The 22,605-nt window shown below is 72.8% G+C and carries 24 protein-coding genes; 17 read left to right on the plus strand and 7 right to left on the minus strand.

The features are described from left to right. Positions 1–127: 127 nt before the first annotated feature. From ABZ738_RS25580 to ABZ738_RS25600, 5 genes are read left to right on the plus strand one after another with little or no spacing between them, the layout of a single operon-like run. Positions 128–1,144, plus strand: a complete 1,017-nt coding sequence (locus ABZ738_RS25580; protein ID WP_131055065.1) for a TerC/Alx family metal homeostasis membrane protein — start codon at positions 128–130, stop codon at positions 1,142–1,144. A gap of 40 nt (positions 1,145–1,184) precedes the next feature. Beyond that, positions 1,185–1,784 carry a sulfite oxidase-like oxidoreductase gene (locus tag ABZ738_RS25585; RefSeq protein ID WP_176094366.1) on the plus strand — a complete coding sequence of 200 codons (600 nt, stop codon included), beginning with the start codon at positions 1,185–1,187 and terminating at the stop codon, positions 1,782–1,784. Between the two features lie 8 nt (positions 1,785–1,792). Then, a complete protein-coding gene (locus ABZ738_RS25590) occupies positions 1,793–2,515 on the plus strand; it encodes a ferredoxin reductase (RefSeq protein ID WP_131055056.1) in 723 nt (240 codons plus the stop codon). A gap of 12 nt (positions 2,516–2,527) precedes the next feature. Continuing rightward, positions 2,528–2,815, plus strand: a complete 288-nt coding sequence (locus ABZ738_RS25595) for a DUF6510 family protein (protein ID WP_357217130.1) — start codon at positions 2,528–2,530, stop codon at positions 2,813–2,815. Between the two features lie 48 nt (positions 2,816–2,863). Further along, positions 2,864–4,165 carry an NAD(P)/FAD-dependent oxidoreductase gene (locus ABZ738_RS25600; RefSeq protein WP_176094364.1) on the plus strand — a complete coding sequence of 434 codons (1,302 nt, stop codon included), beginning with the start codon at positions 2,864–2,866 and terminating at the stop codon, positions 4,163–4,165. A gap of 47 nt (positions 4,166–4,212) precedes the next feature. On the opposite strand, the gene ABZ738_RS25605 is transcribed toward ABZ738_RS25600, so the two are convergent. Beyond that, a complete protein-coding gene (locus tag ABZ738_RS25605) occupies positions 4,213–5,193 on the minus strand; it encodes a DUF2267 domain-containing protein (RefSeq protein WP_357217133.1) in 981 nt (326 codons plus the stop codon). 228 nt (positions 5,194–5,421) lie between these two features. On the opposite strand from ABZ738_RS25605, the gene ABZ738_RS25610 reads away from it, so the two are divergent. Next, positions 5,422–5,724: a hypothetical protein gene (locus tag ABZ738_RS25610; RefSeq protein ID WP_357217136.1), complete on the plus strand. Its 303-nt coding sequence runs from the start codon at positions 5,422–5,424 to the stop codon at positions 5,722–5,724. Between the two features lie 70 nt (positions 5,725–5,794). Here ABZ738_RS25610 and ABZ738_RS25615 read toward each other — a convergent pair whose 3' ends face one another. Together ABZ738_RS25615 and ABZ738_RS25620 are read right to left on the minus strand one after the other, a co-directional pair. Beyond that, a complete protein-coding gene (locus ABZ738_RS25615; protein ID WP_131057321.1) occupies positions 5,795–6,142 on the minus strand; it encodes an STAS domain-containing protein in 348 nt (115 codons plus the stop codon). Between the two features lie 87 nt (positions 6,143–6,229). Beyond that, positions 6,230–6,583 (minus strand): STAS domain-containing protein, encoded by a 354-nt coding sequence (locus tag ABZ738_RS25620; RefSeq protein ID WP_131057319.1) that lies wholly within the window; start codon positions 6,581–6,583, stop codon positions 6,230–6,232. A gap of 281 nt (positions 6,584–6,864) precedes the next feature. On the opposite strand from ABZ738_RS25620, the gene ABZ738_RS25625 reads away from it, so the two are divergent. The 4 genes from ABZ738_RS25625 to ABZ738_RS25640 all read left to right on the plus strand — a co-directional run bounded on the left by ABZ738_RS25625 (position 6,865) and on the right by ABZ738_RS25640 (position 10,608). Then, positions 6,865–8,607, plus strand: coding sequence for a PP2C family protein-serine/threonine phosphatase (locus ABZ738_RS25625; protein ID WP_357217140.1), 1,743 nt, complete (start codon positions 6,865–6,867; stop codon positions 8,605–8,607). After that, positions 8,604–9,665 carry a cobalamin-dependent protein gene (locus ABZ738_RS25630; protein ID WP_357217143.1) on the plus strand — a complete coding sequence of 354 codons (1,062 nt, stop codon included), beginning with the start codon at positions 8,604–8,606 and terminating at the stop codon, positions 9,663–9,665. Before ABZ738_RS25625 ends, ABZ738_RS25630 begins: the two co-directional genes overlap by 4 nt. Positions 9,666–9,742: 77 nt before the next feature. Beyond that, positions 9,743–10,102, plus strand: a complete 360-nt coding sequence (locus ABZ738_RS25635) for an STAS domain-containing protein (RefSeq protein WP_131057746.1) — start codon at positions 9,743–9,745, stop codon at positions 10,100–10,102. Positions 10,103–10,161: 59 nt separating this feature from the next. Next, entirely contained in the window at positions 10,162–10,608 is a 447-nt protein-coding gene (locus ABZ738_RS25640) for a response regulator (RefSeq protein ID WP_131057747.1), read from the plus strand. An 88-nt stretch (positions 10,609–10,696) separates the two neighbouring features. Here the strand turns inward: ABZ738_RS25640 and ABZ738_RS25645 are convergent, their stop codons facing one another. From ABZ738_RS25645 to ABZ738_RS25655, 3 genes are all read right to left on the minus strand, one after another. Next, positions 10,697–11,566 (minus strand): hypothetical protein, encoded by an 870-nt coding sequence (locus ABZ738_RS25645; protein WP_176094359.1) that lies wholly within the window; start codon positions 11,564–11,566, stop codon positions 10,697–10,699. A gap of 553 nt (positions 11,567–12,119) precedes the next feature. Beyond that, positions 12,120–12,539, minus strand: coding sequence for an OsmC family protein (locus tag ABZ738_RS25650; protein WP_131055450.1), 420 nt, complete (start codon positions 12,537–12,539; stop codon positions 12,120–12,122). A 53-nt stretch (positions 12,540–12,592) separates the two neighbouring features. Then, positions 12,593–13,537, minus strand: a complete 945-nt coding sequence (locus tag ABZ738_RS25655; RefSeq protein WP_131055458.1) for a serine/threonine-protein kinase — start codon at positions 13,535–13,537, stop codon at positions 12,593–12,595. A gap of 168 nt (positions 13,538–13,705) precedes the next feature. Here ABZ738_RS25655 and ABZ738_RS25660 point away from each other — a divergent pair, with 168 nt between their 5' ends. From ABZ738_RS25660 to ABZ738_RS25690, 7 genes are all read left to right on the plus strand, one after another. Continuing rightward, the gene (locus ABZ738_RS25660; protein WP_131055452.1) at positions 13,706–13,930 is read left to right on the plus strand and encodes a hypothetical protein; all 225 of its coding nucleotides are present in this window, start codon (positions 13,706–13,708) and stop codon (positions 13,928–13,930) included. Positions 13,931–14,015: 85 nt separating this feature from the next. Beyond that, entirely contained in the window at positions 14,016–14,762 is a 747-nt protein-coding gene (locus ABZ738_RS25665) for a response regulator transcription factor (protein WP_131055454.1), read from the plus strand. 17 nt (positions 14,763–14,779) lie between these two features. Beyond that, positions 14,780–16,207, plus strand: coding sequence for a HAMP domain-containing sensor histidine kinase (locus ABZ738_RS25670; RefSeq protein WP_357217253.1), 1,428 nt, complete (start codon positions 14,780–14,782; stop codon positions 16,205–16,207). Positions 16,208–16,401: 194 nt separating this feature from the next. Then, a complete protein-coding gene (locus ABZ738_RS25675; protein ID WP_162854381.1) occupies positions 16,402–16,551 on the plus strand; it encodes a hypothetical protein in 150 nt (49 codons plus the stop codon). 10 nt (positions 16,552–16,561) lie between these two features. Then, positions 16,562–18,064 carry a class I SAM-dependent methyltransferase gene (locus tag ABZ738_RS25680; protein WP_357217152.1) on the plus strand — a complete coding sequence of 501 codons (1,503 nt, stop codon included), beginning with the start codon at positions 16,562–16,564 and terminating at the stop codon, positions 18,062–18,064. Continuing rightward, positions 18,057–20,201 (plus strand): sulfatase-like hydrolase/transferase, encoded by a 2,145-nt coding sequence (locus ABZ738_RS25685; protein ID WP_357217156.1) that lies wholly within the window; start codon positions 18,057–18,059, stop codon positions 20,199–20,201. The genes ABZ738_RS25680 and ABZ738_RS25685 overlap by 8 nt, the downstream gene beginning before the upstream one ends. A gap of 270 nt (positions 20,202–20,471) precedes the next feature. Beyond that, the gene (locus ABZ738_RS25690; RefSeq protein WP_357217159.1) at positions 20,472–21,755 is read left to right on the plus strand and encodes a citrate synthase; all 1,284 of its coding nucleotides are present in this window, start codon (positions 20,472–20,474) and stop codon (positions 21,753–21,755) included. A 142-nt stretch (positions 21,756–21,897) separates the two neighbouring features. On the opposite strand, the gene ABZ738_RS25695 is transcribed toward ABZ738_RS25690, so the two are convergent. Next, positions 21,898–22,578, minus strand: coding sequence for a fasciclin domain-containing protein (locus ABZ738_RS25695; protein ID WP_357217162.1), 681 nt, complete (start codon positions 22,576–22,578; stop codon positions 21,898–21,900). Positions 22,579–22,605: the final 27 nt, after the last annotated feature.

Genomic DNA, 22,605 nt, shown 5'->3' on the forward strand with positions numbered 1-22,605 from the left:
TACGAGGGGAGTACTTCCCACGAACCATACCGGTCAGTACGGCGCACCCCGGGTGTGCCTCGGGTGGTTGCCCACGAAACGTGGGTGAAGGAGACCTCGAACATGACACGGTGTTCGAGGAGGCCCAATGTCCGAATTGTCCTACGCTGCTGCCGGTTTGCAGTCGGTGGGTACGCCCACTCTCTGGGCGGTGACGATCGCGGGCGTGCTGGCCCTGCTGGTGCTCGACTTCGTGGTGACCCGCAAGCCCCACGAGGTGTCCCTGCGGGAGGCACTGGGTTGGTCGACCTTCTACATCGCGCTGCCGCTGGCCTTCGGTGCCTGGGTGTGGTCCGAGTTCGGCTCGGAACGGGGCTTCGAGTACCTGACCGGTTACCTGGTCGAGAAGTCGCTGTCGGTGGACAACCTGTTCGTCTTCATGCTGCTGCTGGCGGCGTTCGCGGTGCCGACCGAGTTGGCCCAGCGGGTGCTGCTCTTCGGCATCACCGGCGCGCTGGTGCTGCGGGGCATCTTCATCGCGTTGGGCGCGGCGGCGTTGCAGACGCTGGACTTCGCGTTCCTGATCTTCGCGTTGATCCTGTTGTTCACCGCCGCGAAGCTGCTGCGCGACGCGTTCACCGGGCACGAGCAGTCGGTCGACATCGGCAACATGCGGTCGGTGCGGCTGCTGCGTCGGTTCATGCCGGTGGTCCAGGAGTACCACGGCACCAAGATGACCGTGCGGGTCGACGGACGGCGTGCGCTCACGCCGCTCGCGCTGGTGGTGGTGGCGGTCTTCGCCACCGACGTGGTCTTCGCGGTGGACTCGGTCCCGGCGGTCTACGGCATCACCGAGGACCCGTACCTCGTCTTCGCCACCAACGCCTTCGCGCTGCTGGGTCTGCGGGCGCTCTACTTCGTGCTGCACGCCGCGCTCAGCCGCCTGGTCCACCTCACCTACGGTCTGGCGATCATCCTGGCGTTCATCGGCGTCAAGCTGGGCCTGCACTGGGCGCACGGGATCTGGGAGGGTGTGCCGGAGATCCCGACCGTGGCGTCGTTGCTGGTCATCATCGGTGTGCTGACGGTCGTGACGATCACCAGCCTGCGTGCCACCCGCAACGTGGTGCCGGGCTCCAAGGAGGTCGTCACCGAACGGAAGTGACCCGCCCCCATGGCGGAGCCGGGCGTGGTACGACTGTGCGGTGGGTATCGTCACGCCCGGCTTCCAGGGCCGGCCACGCTCCGAAGCGCCGGACCTGCCACCCGGTCAGTACCTGACACCCGACTTCCCCGTGCTCTCCGCCGGCCCCACACCGAAGGTGCCGCGCGAGAGCTGGGAATTCGTGATCACCACCGAGACCGGCGCGGAGTACCGCTGGTCCTGGGCCGAGATGATGGCGTTGCCGCAGGAGACCCCGACGGTCGACATCCACTGCGTCACCCGCTGGTCGAAGCTCGGCACCAGCTGGCAGGGCGTCTCGCTGGACACCCTGCTCGACGGGGTGGACACCGCCGCCGACTACGCCCTCGCCCACTCCTACGGCGGCTACAGCACCAACCTGCCGCTGGAGGACCTGATGGACGGTCGGGCCTGGCTGGTGCACACGTACGACGACGCCGAGCTGCCCGCCGAGCACGGCGGTCCGGCCCGACTGCTGGTGCCGCACCTGTACTTCTGGAAGTCCGCCAAGTGGGTGCGCGGCATCCGGCTGGGCCTGGAGGACACCCCCGGCTTCTGGGAGACCGCCGGCTATCACGACTACGGGGATCCGTGGCGTGAGCAGCGGTACCAGGGCGATTGAGCGGGCGGATGCGGTGGCAGCCGGCCCGGTTGGTGCACCGCCGGGTCGAGACGCCCAGCGCGCACACCCTGGTGCTCCAGGTGCCGGGCTGGACCGCCCACGTACCCGGACAGCACGTCGACCTGCGGCTGACCGCACCCGACGGATACCAGGCCGCCCGGTCGTACTCGCTGGCCGCGCCGGCCGACGGCGACCGGATCGAGGTCACCGTGCAGCGGGTGCCCGACGGCGAGGTGTCGCCGTTCCTGGTGGACGGCTACCGCGAGGGTGACCCGATCGAGGTCCGGGGCCCGGTCGGCGGCTGGTTCGTCTGGCGGCCCACGCAGACCGACCCGGTGCTGCTGGTCGCCGGTGGTTCGGGTGTGGTGCCGCTGATGGCGATGATCCGCGCCCGACGGGCCGCCGGCAGCCGCACCCCGTTCCGGCTGATCTACTCCGTCCGCACGCCCACCGACGTGTTCTACGCCGACGAACTGCGGCGACGGGTTCGCGACGACGCGGGCCTGGACGTCGCCTACGTCTACACCCGCGAGGCTCCGGACGGCTGGTCGGGCGAGCCGCACCGCCTCGGCCTCGCCGACGTCAACACGCACGGGTGGCCGCCGGAGCTGACGCCGCTGGTCTACGTCTGCGGACCGACCGGCTTCGTGGAGACCGTCTCCGACCTGCTCGTCGGCCTGGGTCACCCGGCCCGACAGGTACGCACCGAACGTTTCGGCCCGACCGGCTGAGAGGAGCCGCGGATGACCGCCCTGCCGTACGTGGACGGGAACATGCTCGACGGTCCGCTGGGGGAGGTGTTCGCGGTGGACCTGAGCACGGCCACCGGCCGCTGTGCCCACTGCGGCACCGCCGGCCCGATGGCCGGACTGCGGGTCTACCCGCACGCGCCGGGGCTGGTGGCCCGCTGTCCGGCCTGCGCGGACGTGATGCTGCGGCTGGTCCGCGCGCCGGACCGGGCCTGGCTGGACCTGCGGGGCGCCACGTTCCTCCAGTTCCCGATGCCGCCGGACCGGACGTTGCGCCGATAGGTCGGCGGGGCGACGTTTGTCGGCCTGCGGGGTGGGAACGGGCCCGGAATGACGAAGCCTCGTGTGGTGATCGTGGGGGCCGGTTTCGCCGGGTACCACGCGGCGAAGACGCTGAGCCGGCTGGCCCGCGACCGGGCCGAGATCGTCCTGCTGAACTCGACCGACTACTTCCTCTATCTGCCGCTGCTGCCCGAGGTGGCCGCCGGCGTGGTGGAGCCGGGTCGGATCGCGGTGCCGCTGACCGGCACGCTGAACGGGGTCCGGGTGGTCATCGGCGAGGCGGACCACGTCGACCTGCAGAACCGGTGGGTCGGCTTCACCCAGCCCGAGGGCGAGCGCAACCGGCTGGCGTACGACCGGCTGATCCTCGCCGTCGGCAGCGTGAACAAGCTGCTGCCCATCCCCGGGGTGACCGAGTACGCGCACGGGTTCCGGGGCCTGCCCGAGGCGCTCTACCTGCACGACCACGTGGTCCGTCAGATCGAGTTGGCCGAGCAGGCCGAGGACCCGGCCGAGCAGCGGGCGCGGGCCACGTTCGTGGTGGTCGGCGCCGGTTACACCGGGACCGAGGTGGCCGCGCACGGGCAGCTCTTCACCGACGAGTTGACCGCCCAGCGTCCCCGGTTGCCGATCCGCCCGAAGTGGATGCTGCTGGACGTCGCGCCCCGGGTGCTGCCCGAGTTGGACCGGCGGATGTCCCGTACCGCCGACCGGGTGCTGCGCCGACGTGGCGTGGACGTGCGGATGGGCACCTCGGTGGCGGTCGCCACCTCCGACGGGGTCACCCTCACCGACGGGGAGTACGTGCCGACCTGCTCGCTGATCTGGTGCGTCGGCGTCCGTCCCGACCCCTTCGTGGCGCAACTGGGCCTGCGGACCGAGAAGGGGCGGCTGGTCGTCGACGAGTATCTCAACGTGCCCGGCTTCCCCGAGGTGTTCGCCTGTGGTGACGCCGCCGCCGTGCCCGACCTGACCCGGCCCGGCGAGATCTGCACGATGACCGCCCAGCACGCCCAGCGGCAGGGCAAACTCGCCGCGCACAACATCGCCGCCTCCTACGGGAAGGGGCGGCGTCGGCCGTACAAGCACCACGACCTCGGGTGGGTGGTCGACCTCGGCGGCAAGCAGGCGGCGGCGAACCCGCTCAAGGTGCCGTTGTCGGGTCTGCCGGCGAAGGCCGTGACGCGTGGCTACCACCTGTTGGCCATGCCGGGCAACCGGGCCCGGGTCAGCGCGGACTGGCTGCTCGACGCCGCGTTGCCCCGCTCGGCGGCGCAGCTGGGTCTGATCCCCGCCGACGCGGTGCCGCTGGAGAGCGAGTCGCCGGAGCTGCCGAGCCACGCCCGCTGACCGGCCGCCGGGCCGGGGAACTCGTCCACCCGGCCCGGCGGCGGGGATCAGCCGTCGGCCATTCCGGCGCCCGCCTCGTCGATCGCGTCGTCGACGGCGTGGGCCAGGTCGACGTCGAGCGCGGTCACCGCTCCGGCGTTGCGGCTGCTGACGGTCAGCACCGCCGTGGTGGGGCCGGCGCGGCCGATGCGCGGCCGTCGTCCGGTCTCGTCCCGGAGCAGGTCGAGCCGGTCGAGCACCCGGTCGAGGTTCTCCGCAGGCAGCTCCAGCGTCCGGGACAGCGCGTCGCTGTTACCGGACCAGTAGGGCAGCCCGCCCAGCGCGTCGCGGAGCTCCGTGTCGGTGAGCGGCGGGGTGCCGCCGTTCGTGCCGACCACACCGCCGCCGGCTGCCGGCGGCTCCAGCAGGTCGCGCAACCCGTCCGGTACGTGCAGCGACTCGACCAGGTCGCGGTCCTGCTCGGCGAGCGCCGCCAGGGTGGCCTCGGCCTGGTAGCGGGCCTGCTCCGGGGTGCGTCCGCTGATCCGGCCCACCTCGGACAGGAACCCGGACAGGTCCCGGTGGCGTCGGATGCCGTCGACGGGCACGACGTCGTGCAGCGAGTCCGGTACCGCCCGCAGCAGGCGCTGGCGTTCGCCGGCATCCAGGGCCGTGGCCAGCACGAGCACCGTCGACTCGACCCCGACCTTGGCGGTACGGAAGTCGACGCCGGACCGCCGGACGACGTCCTCGACGAGTTCGCGGTAGCCCATGCTGGTGACTCCCGGGGCGTTCGTGCCCGGATCGGGTCGGGGCCGAGGGTTCGCGGCGACCCCGGCCGGCGGGGGCGCGGGCCCACCGCGCGTCGTGTCCGGTTTGTGGCTCTTTCCGGCCGGCGGTGGACCGGCGCGCTTGCTCTGCTCCAGGTGCGTGAGCTGCTTGGAGGCGCTCAGGCTCGCGCCGGTGTCGGCGGCCTGCATGCCGCGCTCACGGGCCTGCCGGGCCAGAGCGCGGCGGCGCTGGTTGTCGCCCTCCATCTGCTTGCGCACGGTGACACCTCGCTTCCGTCGGTTCTCGTCGGGCCTCCCGCGACGCCTTCCCGTTGCCACCGAGCACGAAACGATCGCCCGGCGCCCGAGACGGCCACTCCGGATCGGGTCGGCGCGCTTCATCCGGCCGGGGTGAGGGACGCTCACCCGCGCCGGCCGGACGATCGGGGTGGCCGGGCAACCCGGTGTGAGGCACGAACTTCCGAGGCACGCGGAAGGGAAGGTCCGATGAAGCAGATTGTCGAGATCGTCCCCGCCCGACCGGGCTGGTACGCGCGATGGCGGCTGACCGCCGAGGACACCCGGTGCTACCCGGTGACGCTGTGGGCGCTGCTGGAGGAGCCGGACGGCACCGGCCGTGAGGTGATCGGGGTCGACTGCGCCGGCCAGTGGCCCGGGGCGGAGGACGACGGCACGGACGGGGAGTTCGTCCGGTATCTGTTCCAGCCGCCGGAAGCCGGACCTCCCGAGGACGCGGAGACCGCCGTCGCACCGCACCGCACCGTCAGCCGTACGGTCCCGACGCCCTGATCCCTGTTCCGGCCCCCGGCCCCTGGTCCCAGGGTCGGGGGCCACCCCTGTCGGGCGGCGTCCGGCGCGGTCAGCCGACCGCGGTGATGCCGTCGCCGTCCACGGCCGGCGGCAGTTGCAGCAGCTCGGCCAGGCCGGTGCGGTCCAGCAGCTGACGTAGCGGCGGGTTGACGTTGACCAGCCGGATCGGCTCGGAGCCGCTGCGGTGGGCCATCACGAAGGCGCTCAGCCCGGAGGAGTCGCAGAGGCCGACCCCGGCGAGGTCGATGACGAGCTGCCGGTAGCCGGAGCGGTGCAGCTCCGTGACGGCGGCGATCAGGTCGGGTGCGCTGTCGAAGTCCAGATCACCGGTGAGCCGTAGCTCGGCGCGCTCGGCGTCGAGACGGCTGACCGTGATGGCCAACAGCGGTGAGGACATGCCTCCATGCTCCCAGTCCCTGCGTCTGACGCAAGTCGCGGGGTCGGCGTTTCTCCCGGAGACCGGCATTTTCGCAGTGATGGCCTTTTACGCGGTGACGGTCGGCTGGCCCTCGGACCCGGTCGCCGGTCCACCGCCGCCGACCGGACGGGCGAGCAGCCCGGTAACGCCGGTCATGTCGAGGATCGTCTCCAGGAATCGCGGCACCGCGCGCAGCTCGACCGTGCTGCCGTGCTGCTGCCCCTCACGCCAGGCGTGCACGATCACGCTGAGCCCGGTGCTGTCGATGAACTGGAGGTCGGCGAAGTCCAGCACGAGCGTGACGGGCCCGGTGCCCAGCAGCCGGTCGATCTCCACCCGGAGCGGGGCCGCCGTGGTGTAGGCCAGGTCTCCACCGACCCGGATGACGGGTGCTCGGGGATCGGCCCGGTCGACGGACATGCTCAGGGGCGTCGACTCGGGTCTCCGACCGTGTGACAGCAACGATCAGCCTTCCGCGGGGGTGGGCGGGCAGGGGCGTCCCGGATCGTAACAATCCCTGAGCTGCACCGCCTCCCGGGCGCGACCGGCACGCTCGCGTCCGCCGACGCGTCCCGCGCGGGCCGCTCAGCCGTGATCGCTGCCGGGTGGCGGTAGCGCGGGAGCAGCGTAGGGTGGGTGGGGAAACGCCGTGCACCCCGCGCAACGCGGGTGCGGAAATCGACAGGAGTAGGGCCGAGCTGGTGACGGGTACCGACGTCAGGGATCTCGAGCCCGGCGACGGACGGTCTACCCCGCCGCGTGTCGCCCGGGTCTCGGCATGGCGCCCGGATGCGTCCCCGACCGCTGGCCTCTCCGCCCTGGAGCGCTCCCACGCCGCAGCCGACTGGCCCGAGGTGGTCGAGCACCTCCGTGAGGGACTCGTGGTGTGCGGTCCCGACGACACCGTGTGGCACGTGAGCCCCGTCGCCGAGCGACTCCTGCCGGAGATCGCCGTCGGGGGCACGCTCGGCACGATCGACGGACTGCGTGCCGATCCGACCGAGTTCGTCCACCACGGCCGGCGACTCCGGGCCCGCCGGGTGCCGCTGTCGGCCGGTCGAAGCTGCTGGTACGTGGAGGACGTCAGCGAGAGTGTCGTCCGCGCCGACGCGCTGGCGGCCGAGCGGTCCAGGTCCGCCTTCCTGGCCGTGGTCGGCGAGAAGCTGGGCAACCCGCTGCACCCGGACCGGGCCGCCGCGGCGGTGGTCCGGCTCGCCGTACCCACCCTGGCGGAGGTGGCGGTGCTGGTGCTGGCGCCGCGTTCCGGCCGGGCCCGTTGGTGGCGGGCCAGCCGCGCCGACGACGACGCGCCGGTGGTGGAGCGGGGCGTGCTCTCCGTCACCGAGCTGCCGCAGGCGGTCGCCGACAGCCTCCGGGGAGTCCAGCCGCACACCGTCGACTGGCTTGTCGAACAGGCCGTCGAGGCGGGCTGGTTGCCCGGGTCGGCCGCCGCCGACGTCTGCGCCCGCCTGGTGCAGCTTCCCGGCCGGGACGCGCCCGCCGGAGTGCTGCTGGTGGCCCGCGCGGCCACCGACTGGTACGCCGAGGAGGACGTCGACCTGATCGGGGCGTTCGCCGCCCGCGCCGGTGCGGCCCTGACCACCGCGCTGCTCTATCGCGAGCAGGCGGAGGTCGCCGACACCCTGCAGTCCAGCCTGCTGCCGGTGGAGCCGGTGGAGGCACCGGGCGTGCAGTGGGGCACGGCCTACCGCCCCGCCCAGGCGGGGCTGCGCATCGGCGGCGACTTCTACGGCTCCCACCGGCTGCCCGACGGCGGCTCGGTGTTCTTCCTCGGCGACGTCTCCGGCAAGGGTGTGGAGGCGGCCGTCTTCACCGGCCAGCTACGGCAGTGCCTGCACGCGCTGCACCGGGTCGAGCAGCAGCCGGCCCGCCTGTTGCAGCTGCTCAACGACGCGCTGCTGGAGACCACCCTGGCGCACGGACAGGGCCGGTTCGCCACGCTGGTGCTGGGCGTGGTCCGGCCGCACCGCGACGGCGGCCTGTCGCTGACGCTGGCCGGTGGCGGGCACCTGCCGCCGCTGGTGCTGCGGGCCTCCGGCGAGGTGGAGCAGTTGCCGCTGCGCGGAATGCTCATCGGCGTGGTGCCGGACCCGCGGGTCGGTCAGGTCACCGTCCGGCTCGCCCCCGGTGAGACGTGTCTGCTCTACAGCGACGGGGTGACCGAGGCACGCGGCGGACGGCGCGGCGACGAGCAGCTCGGCACCGACCGGCTGGTGCAGGCGGTGACCGACTGCCAGCGGATGCCCGCGCCCGCCCTGGCCGAGCGGATCGAGCAGGTCACCTGCGACTGGCTGGCCCACCGCGACCACGACGACATCGCGGTGCTCGCGCTGCGCGCCACCGGCGCCGGCCCGCGCTCGCACCGGCACCTGCACGCGGTGCCCACCCCACCTGGGGACGGGGCAGGGACGACCGGGTCGTGACCACCGCGACCAGAGGTGTCCTCTCCGCCGCCGCGTACGAGGACTACCTGCACTGTCTCGCCGAGGCCGACGAGCCGGCCGCCATCGAGGTGGCCCGGGGCCTGCTCGACGGTGGGGTACCGGCCGAACGGCTGCTGCTCGAACTGGTCGCCCCGGCCCAGGCTGAGGTGGGGGAGCGGTGGGCCCGCAACGAGTGGAGCGTGGCCCAGGAACATGCCGCCACCCACATCAGCGAGCGGGTGGTGGGGGCGATCGCGGCGTATCGCGAGGTGCGGCCGACCCGGGGTCGGATCGTGGTGGCCTGCATGGACGGCGAGTGGCACGCGCTGCCGGCGCGACTGGTCGCCGAGATGCTGCGGCTGCGTGGCTGGCAGGTGACCTTCCTCGGGGCCAGCGTACCCGCCGCGCACCTGGTGTCGTACCTGCACCGCCACGACGCGGACGCGGTCGCACTGGCGTGCGCGCTGCCGATGCGGCTGCCGCACGCCCACCGCATGGTGGAGGCATGCCAGCGCGCGGACGTGCCGGTGGTGGTCGGCGGGCGGGGCTTCGGCACGGACGGCCGCTGGGCGCGGCGCCTGGGCGTGCTGTGGGCGCCCGACGGACCCACCGCGGCACGCCTGCTCGGCGACGAGCGGGCGCTGCGGGCGGGGCCGCCACCGGCCAGCCTGGCGCACCTCGCCGACGACGAGTACGCCGCCCTGGTCGCCCGGCGCGGTGAGCTGATCGACAGCGCGCTGGCCGATCTGGCGCACCGACATCCGGCCGCCCGGGACTACACCCCGGCCCAGACCGACTCGACGGTCAGCGACCTCGGCCACGTCCTGGACTTCCTGGCCGCCGCGCTCTACGTCGACGACGACACGCTGTTCACCGAGTTCGTCGAGTGGATGGCGGCCGTGCTGGACAGTCGCGGGGTGCCGGAGTCCGCCGTGGACACCGTCCTGAGCCACTACGCCCGCGTCCTGCAGGACTTCCCCCGCGCCGCCGGATACCTGCGGTCGGGCCGCGCGGTGGTGGCGGCGCGCTGCGCCCGTCCGGCACCCGCCGAGGCGTAGGATCCGGCCGGCTGTCAGGCTGGCTCTATACTTGCGCCACTGCAAGCATCCGTCTCTGGACGGCGGGAGGGATCACCGTGACGTTCACCGTCACGTACGCCGAGCGTCTCGGTGGCGGGCCGACCCGCCTCCGGCTCGCCGGCGAACTCGACATGAGCAGCGCCGGGCAACTCACCGCCGTCATCGAACGGCTGGCCGACGCCGGTGAGCGCCGGCTGCTGGTCGACCTGACAGACCTCACGTTCTGCGACTCGACCGGCATCTCGGTCTTCGTCCGGGGAGACAACCGGGCGGCGGCCGAGGGCGGCTGGTTGCGCGTCACCGGCGCCACCGGCCGGGTGCAGCGGGTGCTGACGGTGACGGGTCTCGCCGAGGTGCTGGGGTACGGTGCTGACGCCGTCGACCCGGCGGCCACCGACCGCCCGGGGATGGGCTAGATTTCCCGCCAGCGCGGGGCCGAGAGGTCCCGCCCTCGCCGACCTGAGGGCAGGTAACGATGGGCGCACGCACCCTTGACCCGGTACACATCCTCGTCGTCGACGACGATCCGGGTGACGTGCTCATGATCGAGGAGGCACTGGCCACCTCGACCGTCGACAAGGTCATCGACGTGGTCAGCGACGGCCAGGAGGCGATGGAGTTCCTGCGTCGCGAGGGGCGGCACACCGGGGCGCACCGGCCGGACGTCATCCTGCTCGACCTGAACATGCCCCGGATGGACGGGCGTCAGGTGCTGGGCGAGGTCAAGAACGACGAGGACCTGCGGACCATCCCGATCGTCGTGCTGACCACCTCGAACGCCGACACCGACATCATCAGCAGCTACACGCTGCAGGCCAACGCGTACGTCACCAAGCCGATCGACCTGGACGACTTCAACGACGTCGTGCACCGCATCGACGAGTTCTTCGGCCGGGTCGTCGTGCTGCCCAAGCGCGTCTGACACGTCACGTCGCGGTCGGGTCCGTCTCCGCCGGTCCGGCCGACGTCCCCGCCGGACACGAGGGACGGGCCGGACCGGCGACGGCGCGTCAGGTCAGCGCCGCCACGATCGTCTCGGCCCGCTGCTCGTGCTGGGCGTACGCGTACGGGTAGGCGGAGATCTGCACCGCCTGGGCGGCCAGCGTCATGCTCATCTGCTGCCAGCCCGGCACCTTCACCAGCGCCTCGTAGAAGGCACGTGAGGCGTACGCGGGCCGCATCAGGTCGCGTACGGTGCCCCAGCCGCTGCTGGGCCGCTGCTGGAACAGTCCGACCGAGTCGTGGTCCCAGCCGATCGCCTGGTGCGGGTAGTTCTGCGACTCGGGCAGCACGCCGCTGGCGTAGTTGAGCAGCGTGCTCTCCTGCATGGCGGTGGCGACGGCGACGACGAGGCCCTGCCGCGGGATCTTGAGGTCCACGCCGACGTCCACGATCACCTTGGCGTTGTCCATCTGCGCCTGGGTCAGTCCGGCGACCGGCCTGGGTCGCGCCGGCGGGGCGGGCGTCGTCCTCTTCGGCTTCGGGGAGGTCGTCTTCTTCGGCGTCGGCGAGGCGCTCGGCGACGCGCTGGGGCTCGGGCTGGGCGGCGTGGGAGAGGGGCTGCGGTCGAAGGAACGGGAGGCGGGGTCGTCCTCGGCGGCCAGGGCGCGCTCGGCCACCGCATCGGCGACCCGGGCCCGGGGTGGCTCGTCGTCGTTCCGGGTCGCCGTCGCCACCGCCGCCGCGCCGAGGCAGCAGGTCACGCCGGTGGCGAGGGCCACCCGGACCGGGGTGGAGGCCAGCCGGGCACGGACACCACGACGTGGGTTCACCACGCGGCGGTGTCGTCCGGTCGTCCTTTCGGAGGATGCTCCGTCGGCCGTACGGCTCGCCGGTCGCTCGGGGTTCAGCTTCTGGTCGATGGGGTCGTCGGGATGCACCCGCCGAGGCTAGAAAGCCTTCGGCCCGTTGCCATCAGCCCACTTGGTGGCGTGCGTCACAATTCGTCGCTGTTCACCGGTCGATACCGCCCGGTTGACCGGATAGCGGATGCACCTCGTCTATCCGTCGTGCCCGTCATGCCGGATTTTACGGTGTGAATAGGACGAAAAAGGGATCTCGCCGCCGTCGATGGAGCCCCGACCGCGCCTCCCCCGAACGGTGGAGGGCTGCCTGGGCCCATCGCGTCCGCACCGGTCGGGCGGTCGGCCCCCCTCGTCCCCACCCGCCCCACCACCCCCATCGCCCCACGCCCTGAGTGCCCGTGCGCCCAGCACCCGTGCGCCCCGTCGATCATGGACTCGTGGCGACGGCATAACGCCCCATAATTCGACAAACCGGGTGCCGCAACGCCATGATCGACGAACCCGGGTGCCGCAACACCATGATCGACGAACCCGGGTGCCACGACGCCATGATCGACGAACCCGGGGGCCGCGACGCCATGATCGGCGGGGCCGGGGGCCGCGACGCGGGCCGCTGGGCCCGGCGGGGTCAGTGCCGGCCGTTCTCCGCCGGGGTGACCGTGAGGCGGTGCCGGCTGCCGTCGGCGCTGGAGAACGGCCAGAGCAGGTCGGCCTGCTCCACCAGCTCGGTGAGCTGCTGGCGGGTCAGGCCCACCGACGAGATCGAGGCGTGCACGTCGGCCCGGTACCGGCCGTCGTCGTCGCGTCCGAGGCTGGCCTCCGCCCGTACCTGTACGGTGTGCGCCTCGTCGGTGATCCCCCCGGCCGCCTCGACCGCCGCGTGGTGCAGGCAGGAGGCGAAGGCGGCGGCGAGCAGCTGCGACGGGGTGAGCCCGCTGCAGTGTGCCGCCAACGGAGAGGCGAGGCCGGTGGAGAGCGCCTCGTCGTCGGTGTGGATGTGGCCGCCCTCGGCGGTGGCCGTGGCAACCTCGTTCAGCCAGGAACTCATCACGTTCCTCCCGTCGCTCCCCGCCCGGCTACCCGACCCCGATCGGGTGAAACTCACCGGGGATGCCGGCTCCACTGCACACGCGGTGCGGCCTCGGTGGCCTCGGACGCCGCCCGCTCGGTCCACGGACTCACCGGTGGGCGCTGACGGGGCAGCAAGGGCTGGTGCATCGGCACGTACACCCGGGCGTCCACCGCCTCGGCCAGCAGCAGGGCGGTGACCAGGCTGGTCGGCCGCCGGGCGGGATCGTCGGCGAGGCAGCGCCGGCACAGGTCGGCCACCTCGGCGGGCAGGCCCGGGACCTCGGGCAGGGGGCGCGGTGGCTGCCGTCCGTGCGGCCCGAGCAACTGGGTGACGCTGTCCGCCGAGTACGGCAACCGCCCGGCCAGGCAGCAGTAGAGCAGCACGCCGAGGGCGTACATGTCGGCCGCCGTGGTGACCGGCGCCTGACGCAGTTGCTCGGGGGCGAGGTAAGCGGGCGTACCCACCACCACGCCGTCGGGGGCGTAGTCGGCGGTGCCGTTCGGGGTGGCGATGCCGAAGTCGAGCACCTTCACCCCGGACGGGGTGAGCATCACGTTCGCCGGTTTGACGTCACGGTGCACGATGCCGTGGGCGTGTGCGGCGGCCAGCGCGGCGCTGACCTCGGCGCAGACCCGGACGGCGATCTGCCAGTCCAGCGGCCCGGCGCGCAGGTGCGCGGCGAGCGTCAACCCCTCGGCCAGCTCCATCACGATGTACGGCTGCTCGCGTCCGGGCAGGCCGGCGCAGGTGCCGAAGTCGTGCACGCTGGCGACGTTGGGATGCACCAGGCGGGCCGCCGACCGGGCCTCGGCGCGGATCCGCTCGACCGAGGCGTCCCCGTCCGGCTGACCCGGCGACACCAGTTTCACCGCGACCGGCCGGTCGAGCACCGAGTCGTGGGCCCGCCAGACCTCGGACATCCCGCCGACGCCGATGCGCTGTTCGAGCCGGTATCGCCCGTCCAGCGTCCGCATGGACCGCTCCTCGTCCTCGTGCTGCTGTGCCGCGCCTCACCTGACTTGGCGGCGTCCGGCACGGTACCCCGTCGTTGATCAGGGCAAACCGGCCTCCGGCGGCGGCCGGTGCGTTAGCGTGCGAGCCGGGACGGCGACGAACCGGACGAACGGAAGGCGGAGCACACGATGAGTGAGGTGACCGTACGTTTCGTCGGTGGCCCGGCCGACGATCTGGTCCGGGCGTTGCCGGCCGGCCCGGACGGGGCGCCGCCCCGGCTGTGGGTGCTGCGTCGGCCGGAATCGGCGCCGGATCCCGCCGCCGACCATCTCTACGCGCGGCAGCGGCCCGACGGCACGGGCGACTGGACGATGCGTTTCGTCCGGACCGACCCGGTCGGCGTGACCGAGTGACGGACCCCGCGCGCGGGGAGTCCACACAGCCGGCACACAGGAACCGCACAAGCGGAGCCCAGTCGGTCCGCTCACGATGGGGACCATGATGAGCGAGGGAGCGGTCGGGCCGGGCCGCGTCGAGCTGCGCCGGCCCGACGGCGAACCGGTCCGGGTGCTGGTCGTCGACGACGAACCGACCCTGGCCGACCTGCTGTCGATGGCCCTGCGCTACGAGGGCTGGCAGGTCCGCACCGCCGGGGACGGAACGGCGGCGGTCCATGCCGCCCGGCAGTTCCGGCCCGACGCGGTGGTGCTCGACGTGATGCTTCCCGACCTGGACGGCTTCCAGGTGCTGCGCCGGCTGCGCGAGGAGGCCGCCACCCTGCCGGTGCTGTTCCTGACCGCCCGGGACGCGGTCGAGGAACGCATCGCCGGGCTGACCGTGGGCGGCGACGACTACGTGACCAAGCCGTTCAGCCTGGAGGAGGTGATCGCCCGGCTGCGGGCGCTGCTACGCCGCTCCGGCTTCGCGGTCGCCGCCCGCCCCGACGCGGTGCTCACCGTCGGGGGCCTCACGCTGGACGAGGAGAGCCACGAGGTACGCCGGGACGGGCAACTGGTCACGCTCACCGCGACCGAGTTCGAGCTGCTGCGCTACCTGATGCGCAACCCGCGTCGGGTGCTCAGCAAGGCACAGATCCTCGACCGGGTGTGGAACTACGACTTCGGCGGCCAGGCCAACGTGGTCGAGCTGTACATCTCGTACCTGCGGAAGAAGATCGACGCCGGTCGCCCGCCGATGATCCACACGCTGCGCGGGGCCGGGTACCTGCTCAAGCCGGCGGAGTGAGCGTGCTGCGGCGCTGGCTGGCCGGCTGGTCGCTGCGTACCCGCCTGGTGGTCACGCTCGTCGCCCTGCTCGCCGTGGTCAGCCTGGCCATCGGCGGCCTGACCACGGTGGCGCTGCGGCAGTTCCTGATCTCCCGGGTGGACCAGCAGCTGCAGTCGATGCCCGGCGGCCGGCCCGGCGTGCCGTGGGAGCCCGTGCCGGGCGGTGGGCCGTGGAACGGCGACGTGCGGGTCCCGCGCGGCTTCCCGTCCGGCACGATCAGCGCGCGGGTCGTCGACGGTCGGGTCACCGAGGCGTGGACCCTCGTCGACCGCCAGGAGCAGGAGGTGCCGGTCACGGAGCTGTCGGCGCTGTCCGGGGTGCCCACCGACGGCCGTCCGCGCAGCGTCGACCTGGGCGAGCGGGGCGGCTACCGGATGGTGGCCCGCCCGTCGGCCACCGGCACCGTCCGGGTGCTCGCGGTGCCGCTGTCCGGCGTCCGGGAAACCGTCTGGTGGATGGTGGCCGCGCAGACCGGCGTCACCGCGGCCGGGCTGCTGGTCGCCGGCACCGCCGGGGCGTTGATCGTGCGGGCCACACTGCGTCCGCTGCGTCGGGTCGCCGCCACCGCCGCCCACGTCAGCGAACTGCCGCTGGACCGGGGCGAGGTGGCCCTCTCCGAACGGGTGCCGGTCGCCGACACCGATCCGCGCACCGAGGTCGGGCAGGTCGGGTCCGCGCTCAACCGGATGCTCGGGCACGTCGCCGCCGCGCTCGCCGCCCGACAGGCCAGCGAGACCCGGGTACGCCAGTTCGTCGCCGACGCCAGCCACGAGCTGCGCACCCCGTTGGCCGCGATCCGGGGGTACGCGGAGGTGGCCCGTCGGGGTCGCGACCAGGTCCCGCCCGACGTGGCCCACGCGCTGCGCCGCGTCGAGTCGGAGAGCACCCGGATGACCCGACTCGTGGACGACCTGCTGCTGCTGGCCCGGCTCGACTCCGGCCGACCGCTGGCCCTCGAACCGGTCGACCTCACCGCGCTGGTCGTGGACGCGGTCAGCGACGCGCACGTGGCCGGCCCGGAGCACCACTGGCAGCTCGACCTGCCCGACACCGTCGTCCGGGTGCCCGGAGACCCGGCCCGGCTGCACCAGGTGCTGGCGAACCTGCTGGCCAACGCGCGGGTGCACACGCCACCCGGCAGCACCGTCACCACCGGCCTGCGGCTGGCCGACGGCGTCGTCGAACTCCGCGTCGCCGACGACGGGCCGGGCGTGCCGCCGGAGCTGCGGCCGGAGGTGTTCGAACGGTTCGCCCGGGGCGACAGCTCCCGCTCCCGCGCCTACGGCAGCACCGGACTCGGCCTGTCCATCGTCGCCGCCGTGGTGGAGGCCCACCACGGCAGCGTCACGCTGGACACCCGCCCCGGCCGCACCGTCTTCACCGTCCACCTCCCCCGGATGTAAGGAGGGGACCCCTGCTAACGCCTCGTGCATAGCAGGGGTCCCCTCCTTACATCCGACTCGAACGCGGGGAAGTGGGCGTTGTGCCCGACAGGCAGCGGCAATCCGCGTACGGTGGCAGGAGTCCGGCAAAACGTGCGAAACGTGAAACGTATGCCGTAGACGACGACGTAGACGGCGAGGGGAAGGAGCGGTCGGTGGACCACCTGGCCTACCTGGACGCGGGATCCGGCAGCCTGATCGTGCAGGCGGTGGTCGGCGGTGTCGCCGGCGTCGCGGTGGCGGCCAAACTGTACTGGCGCAGACTCGTCGACCGGTTCCGCCGCCAGCCCACCGACCAGAACTGACCCGCCGGGCATGACGATCCCCGACCTCGGCCGGGCCGACCGGCAGACCTCGTCCGGCGTCGAGCTGCGGGCCGAACCCGGGTCCTTCCGCGACCCGGCCAACCGGGTCTTCCACGCCGGTGACGACGTGCTGCGGGCGCTGGACGAGACCGCCACGCAGCACTGGCGGGCGCTCGCTGGCAGCACGTTCTTCCCGCCCCTGCTCGCCGCCGGCAAGGTCTGCGGCACCGAGGAACTCCCGGCCGGCGCGCAGGTGCCGCCCTCCGCCGCACCGGCCGGCTCCGGAGACCCGACCGGCACGGGAGACCCCGCATGGGCGGCGGTGCTGCGGCACGAGCGCATCCCGTTCGTCTCCCACCCGTACGAGTGGTCCTTCGCCATGCTGCGCGACGCGGCCCTGCTGCACCTGGAGATCCTCCGGGCGGCCCTGCCGGCGGGCTTCACCACGAAGGACGGTTCGGCGTACAACCTCCAGTGGCGCGGCGTCGAACCGGTCTTCATCGACGTCGGCTCGTTCACCCCGCTGCGCGACGGCGAACCGTGGGCCGGCTACCGGCAGTTCTGCCAGACGTTGCTCTATCCGCTGATGCTCGGCGCCCACCTGGGGATGGATTTCCGGCCCTGGCTGCGGGCCCGGATCGACGGCATCGAACCGGAGCAGATGGTCCCGCTGTTCCGGGGCGTACGGCGGCTGCTGCCGGGCGTACCGACCCACGTCCACCTGCATGGCAGCGTGCAGCGGCGCAGCGCCGCCACCAGCACCTCGGACGTCCGCGCCCAGTTGCGCGCCGCCGGCTACACCCGGGAACTGGCCCTGGCCACCGTCCGGGGCATCGAGAAGCTGGTCCGCCGTCTCGACCACCGGCCCACCGCCACGCACTGGGTGGACTACCAGCGCACCTGCGGCTACTCCGGCGACGACCGCGCCGGCAAGGAACGGTTCGTCACCGCCGCGCTGACCTGCGCCGCCCGGCCGCGCATGGTGCTCGACCTGGGCGCCAACGACGGCCGGTACGCCCGCCTCGCCGCCCGGCACGCCGACTACGTGGTCGCCGTCGAGCAGGATCCGGCGGTGCTCGACCGGCTCTACCGCACGCTGCGCGACGAGCGGGAACCGCGGATCCTGCCGCTGGTCATGGATCTCGCCGACCCGTCGCCCGGCGGCGGTTGGCGTGGCGTGGAGCGGGCCTCGTTCGCCGACCGCGCGCAGGCGGACACCGTGCTCGCCCTGGCCCTGGTGCACCACCTGGCCATCGGGCGCAACGTGCCGCTGCCCGAGGTGGTCGCCTGCCTGGCCGGGTACGCCGTCCGGGGCGGCCGGCTGGTGGTGGAGTTCGTGCACCCCGACGACCCGATGGCCGCCCGGCTGCTGGCGAACAAGCCCGACGGTCTCTTCCCCGACTACCGGCGCGACGCCTTCGAGGCACTGCTCGGCGCGCACGGCACCGTCGAGGACCGGCTAGAGCTGCCCTCGGGCACCCGCACCCTCTACCGGGTGGCCCTGGGTGCGTGACCGACCCGCCGACGGGTCCGGCCCCACCGACTCCACCGCGACCGGCGCTGACAGTGCCGGCGACGAAGCGGGGACCGGGGCTGCCGGGATCGACGGCGCCGGGGCCGACGCTGCCGGGGGCGCGAGGGCGGGTCGCCGGTGGGGCGGTCGGTCGTGGGGCGGGTGGCGGGCCGAGGGCGGTCGGGTGCTGGAGGTGACGGCACTGGTCGGGCTGGCGGTCACCCAGCCGCTGCTGGACGTCCTCGGCCGCAGTCCGGACTTCTTCCTGTTCCACCGGGCCGACCGGGGCGAGATCCTGCTGCTGGTCGCCCTCGTCGCGATCGTGCCCACCGTCGCGCTCGGGCTGCTCGGCCTGCTGTCCGGGCTGGCCGGTCGGCTCACCCGGGCGGCCACGCACACGCTCCTGGTCGGCCTGCTGGTCGGCGCGTTGGCGGTGCAGGTCGGCCGGCACGTCACGCCGCTGCGGGGCGTACCGCTGCTGCTGGTGGCGGCGGTGGCCGGGGCCGTGGCGGCGCTCGCGCACCGGCGGTGGCGGGCTCCGGGACGGGTGCTGCGGGTGGCCGCCGTGGGTCCGCTGATCTTCGTCGGTCTGTTCCTGTTCGCCTCGCCGACCGGTCCGGTGGTGCTGCCCCGGGGCGACGGCGGCGCGGCCGGTACGGCGATCGGTGACCTGCACCCGCCGGTGGTCATGCTGGTGCTGGACGAGTTGCCCCTGGTCTCGCTGCTCGACGCGGACGGCGGCATCGACGCGGCCCGGTACCCGCACTTCGCCGAACTGGCCGCCGGCTCCACCTGGTACCGCAACTCGACCGGGGTCAGCGGCTGGACGCCGTACGCGCTGCCGGCCATGTTGACCGGCCGCTACCCGGCCCAGCCGTACGCGCCGCACTACTCGCACTACCCGGACAACCTCTTCACCGCCTTCGGTGGGCTGTACGACATCCGGGCCGAGGAGAGCATCACCCGGCTCTGCCCGCCCAGCCGCTGCGAGCAGCCGGTCACCCCGGAACAGGGGATCGGGGTGCTGGTACGGGAGACCGGAAGGCTGGCGCGGCAGATCACCGCGCCGCACGAGAGCCGGATCGACCCGGAGGACTCGTACCGGGAGCGCACCGCCGAGGAGGCGGGCATCGACGCCGCCGAGCCGGTGCCGAGCGACCCGAAGTTCCGCTGGGACAGCCTCAACGTCAACCAGCCGGCCCGCTTCACCAGCTTCCTGAACGGCCTGACCCCGTCGAACCGGCCCACGCTGCACTTCCTGCACCTGCTGATGCCGCACAGCCCGTGGGCGTACCTGCCCTCGGGTGCCCGGTACGAGGCGCCCGAGGACTTTCCGTACGAGGGACGGGGCTGGGTGGACCTGGCCCGGCAGCGGCACCTGGCACAGCTCGGCTACACCGACCGACTGATCGGCGAGACCATCCGTACGCTGCGCGCCAGCGGACTGTGGGACCGGGCGCTGGTGGTGGTCACCGCCGACCACGGCGTCAGCTTCACCGAGGGGGTGCAGGGCCGGGGCGAGGACGCCATCCGGGCCGCCCCCGAGCAGGTGGCCTGGGTGCCCACCTTCGTCCGGACGCCGGGGCAGCGCACCGGGCGGGTGGACGACCGCAACTGGGAACACGTCGACCTGCTGCCGACCATCGCCGACGAGGCGGCCATCCGGCTGCCGTGGCGGGTCGAGGGCCGCTCGGCCCGGCAGGCGCCGCGTACCGATCCGGGCAAGGTCTTCTACGACCGGCCGTCGCAGCCCATGCCGATCCGGGGCGGTGTACCCGCCGCGATGCCGTCGCCGCCACCGCACCCGCTGGTCGGCACCACCGTGGGTGACGCGCCGCCCGGCGGCACCGCCGTCGTCGGCGGGCAGGACGCCTTCCGCGCCGTCGACCCGGACGACGGGCGGCTGCCGGGGATGATCTGGGGCACGGTGCCCGACCGGGTCGCCGACGGTACCTCGCTGGCGGTGGCGGTCAACGGTGTCGTCGGGGCCGTGGTGCCGGTGGTCTCCCCGGATCCGGGTGGTCGCCGCTTCGCCGCGCTGCTCGCCGACGACCGGCTGTTCCACCCCGGCGCCAACCGGCTCGACCTGTACCTCGTCGACGCCGCCGGTGACCTGCGCCGGCTCGCCGTCACCTGACGCCGGCACGTCCGCGCGCGGCCCGCCGTCACCCCACGAGGGGCACGTGACTGAGCGCTCGGACAGTTACGTACCCGTCGCGTACCGACACTCTTCGTGGTTTCTTTGTGCCTGTATGCCCCTGCTCGTCGGGGTTTCCCAGCGCCCTGGTCGGGAATCGGGTGACGCATACCTCACCGCCGAACCACGGCAGGCGGTGTCGCCGCAACCGCAATTACGGTAGAAGCGAAGGCAATTCAACGTAGATCTGCCGGCGAAGCGAGGAACCACATGACGGAAGTCAAGCTCGATCACCCCGGCGGGCAGCTGTCGATGCCGGTGCATTCCGCGGTCGAGGGCCCCGGCGGGGTCGGCGTGGGCAAGCTGCTGAAGGAAACCGGGATGACGACCTACGATCCCGGTTTCGTCAATACCGCCGCCTGTTCGTCCGCGATCACCTATATCGACGGCGATGCAGGCATCCTGCGCTACCGTGGCTACCCCATCGAGCAGTTGGCCGAGAAGAGCTCCTTCCTGGAGGTCTCCTACCTCCTGATCTACGGTGAGCTGCCCTCCACCGAGCAGCTCACCGAGTTCACCGAACGGATCCGGCGGCACTCGCTGCTGCACGAGGAGATGCGTCGGTTCTTCGACGGGTTCCCCCGGGACGCGCACCCGATGGCCGTGCTCTCCTCGGCCGTCAGCGCCATCTCCACCTTCTACCAGGACAGTCTGGACCCGTTCGACGCCGAGCACGTGGAGATGTCCACGGTCCGGCTGATGGCGAAGGTGCCCACCATCGCCTCGTACGCCTACAAGAAGTCGATCGGGCAGCCGCTGCTGTACCCGGACAACTCGCTGGGCTACGTGGAGAACTTCCTGCGGATGACGTTCGGCGTGCCGGCGGAGCCGTACGAGGTCGACCCGGTGATGGCCCGCGTGCTGGACATGCTGTTCATCCTGCACGCCGACCACGAGCAGAACTGCTCCACGTCGACCGTGCGGCTGGTCGGCTCCAGCAACGCCAACCTCTTCGCCTCGGTCTCGGCCGGCGTGAACGCGCTGTTCGGCCCGCTGCACGGCGGTGCCAACCAGGCGGTGCTGGAGATGCTGGAGCGGATCCAGGTCGAGGGCGGTGACGTGCAGTCCTTCGTCCGCAAGGTCAAGGACAAGCAGGACGGCGTCAAGCTGATGGGCTTCGGCCACCGGGTCTACAAGAACTACGACCCGCGTGCCGCGATCGTCAAGAACGCGGCGCAGGACGTGCTCGGCCGGATGGCCAAGCCGGACCCGCTGCTGGACATCGCCATGCAGTTGGAGGAGATCGCGCTCGCCGACGACTTCTTCGTCGACCGCCGGCTCTACCCGAACGTGGACTTCTACACCGGGCTCATCTACAAGGCGATGGGCTTCCCGACCAAGATGTTCACGGTGCTGTTCGCCCTGGGTCGGCTGCCGGGCTGGATCGCGCAGTGGCGCGAGATGATCAACGACCCGGAGACCAAGATCGGCCGTCCTCGGCAGGTCTACACCGGTTCCGCCGAGCGGGACTACCTCCCCTTCGAGAAGCGCTGACCCCGCAAGGAAGGGCCCCTTACTCACGCCTCGTGTAGAGCAAGGGTCCCTTCCTCACAGCGACACGACGGCCGCCGTCCCCGGTTCACGGGGGTCGGCGGCCGTCGTGCGTCCGCGAGGAGGGGGTTGGCCCCACGGACGGTCAGTGCGCCGGGTGGCCGTCGTCGTCCTCGCCGGCCGTGGTCGGCAGCGAGCCGAGGACCCGGTTGATGACGTGGATCCGGGTGCCGGCGGCCTGGTAGTCGGCACAGACGGTCTGTGCCTCGTCGCCGAACCGGGCGGCCTCGCCCTGTCCGGTGACGGTGAGTTCGGTGTCGGCGAGGGTGCGTACGCTGCCGGCGGTGACCAGTTCGGAGACCGACATCGGCCCGGTCACCACGTGCTCGCGCAGCAGTGTGCGCAGGTCGTCGACATCGTGCAGCAGCAACTCGTCGAGGTTGGTGCGGGAGAACTTCGCCGAGAAGGCGTCGTCGGTGGGGGCCAGCACGGTCACGCCGGCCAGTTCGCCGCCCAGACCGGTGGCCCGGACCGCCGCCTCGAAGGTGGTCAGCACGGGAATCCACTGGAGGGCCTGGTCGGCGGGCTGGCCGACCAGCGAGCCCGGGTTACCCGGTTCGGTGCCCGCCGGCAGTTGCTCGCAGAGCGGGCCGGTCACCGCGACGGCGACCGGCGTACCGGTGTCCGCCGCGTCGGTGGCGCGATCCTCGCCGCCGGTGCAGCCCGCGACCGCGAGCAGCGTGGCCAGGGCCGCACCGGCGACCGGGACCGCGCGCCGTCGGGCCCGTCGCGGGTCCGTCGTCGAGGGCCTGAGGGTGTCGGTCACGGTGGTCTCCCCTTGTGTCGGGCGGGT

It is taken from the genome of Micromonospora sp. NPDC047793 (genome assembly GCF_040642635.1).
In the GTDB taxonomy this organism is placed as follows: domain Bacteria; phylum Actinomycetota; class Actinomycetes; order Mycobacteriales; family Micromonosporaceae; genus Micromonospora.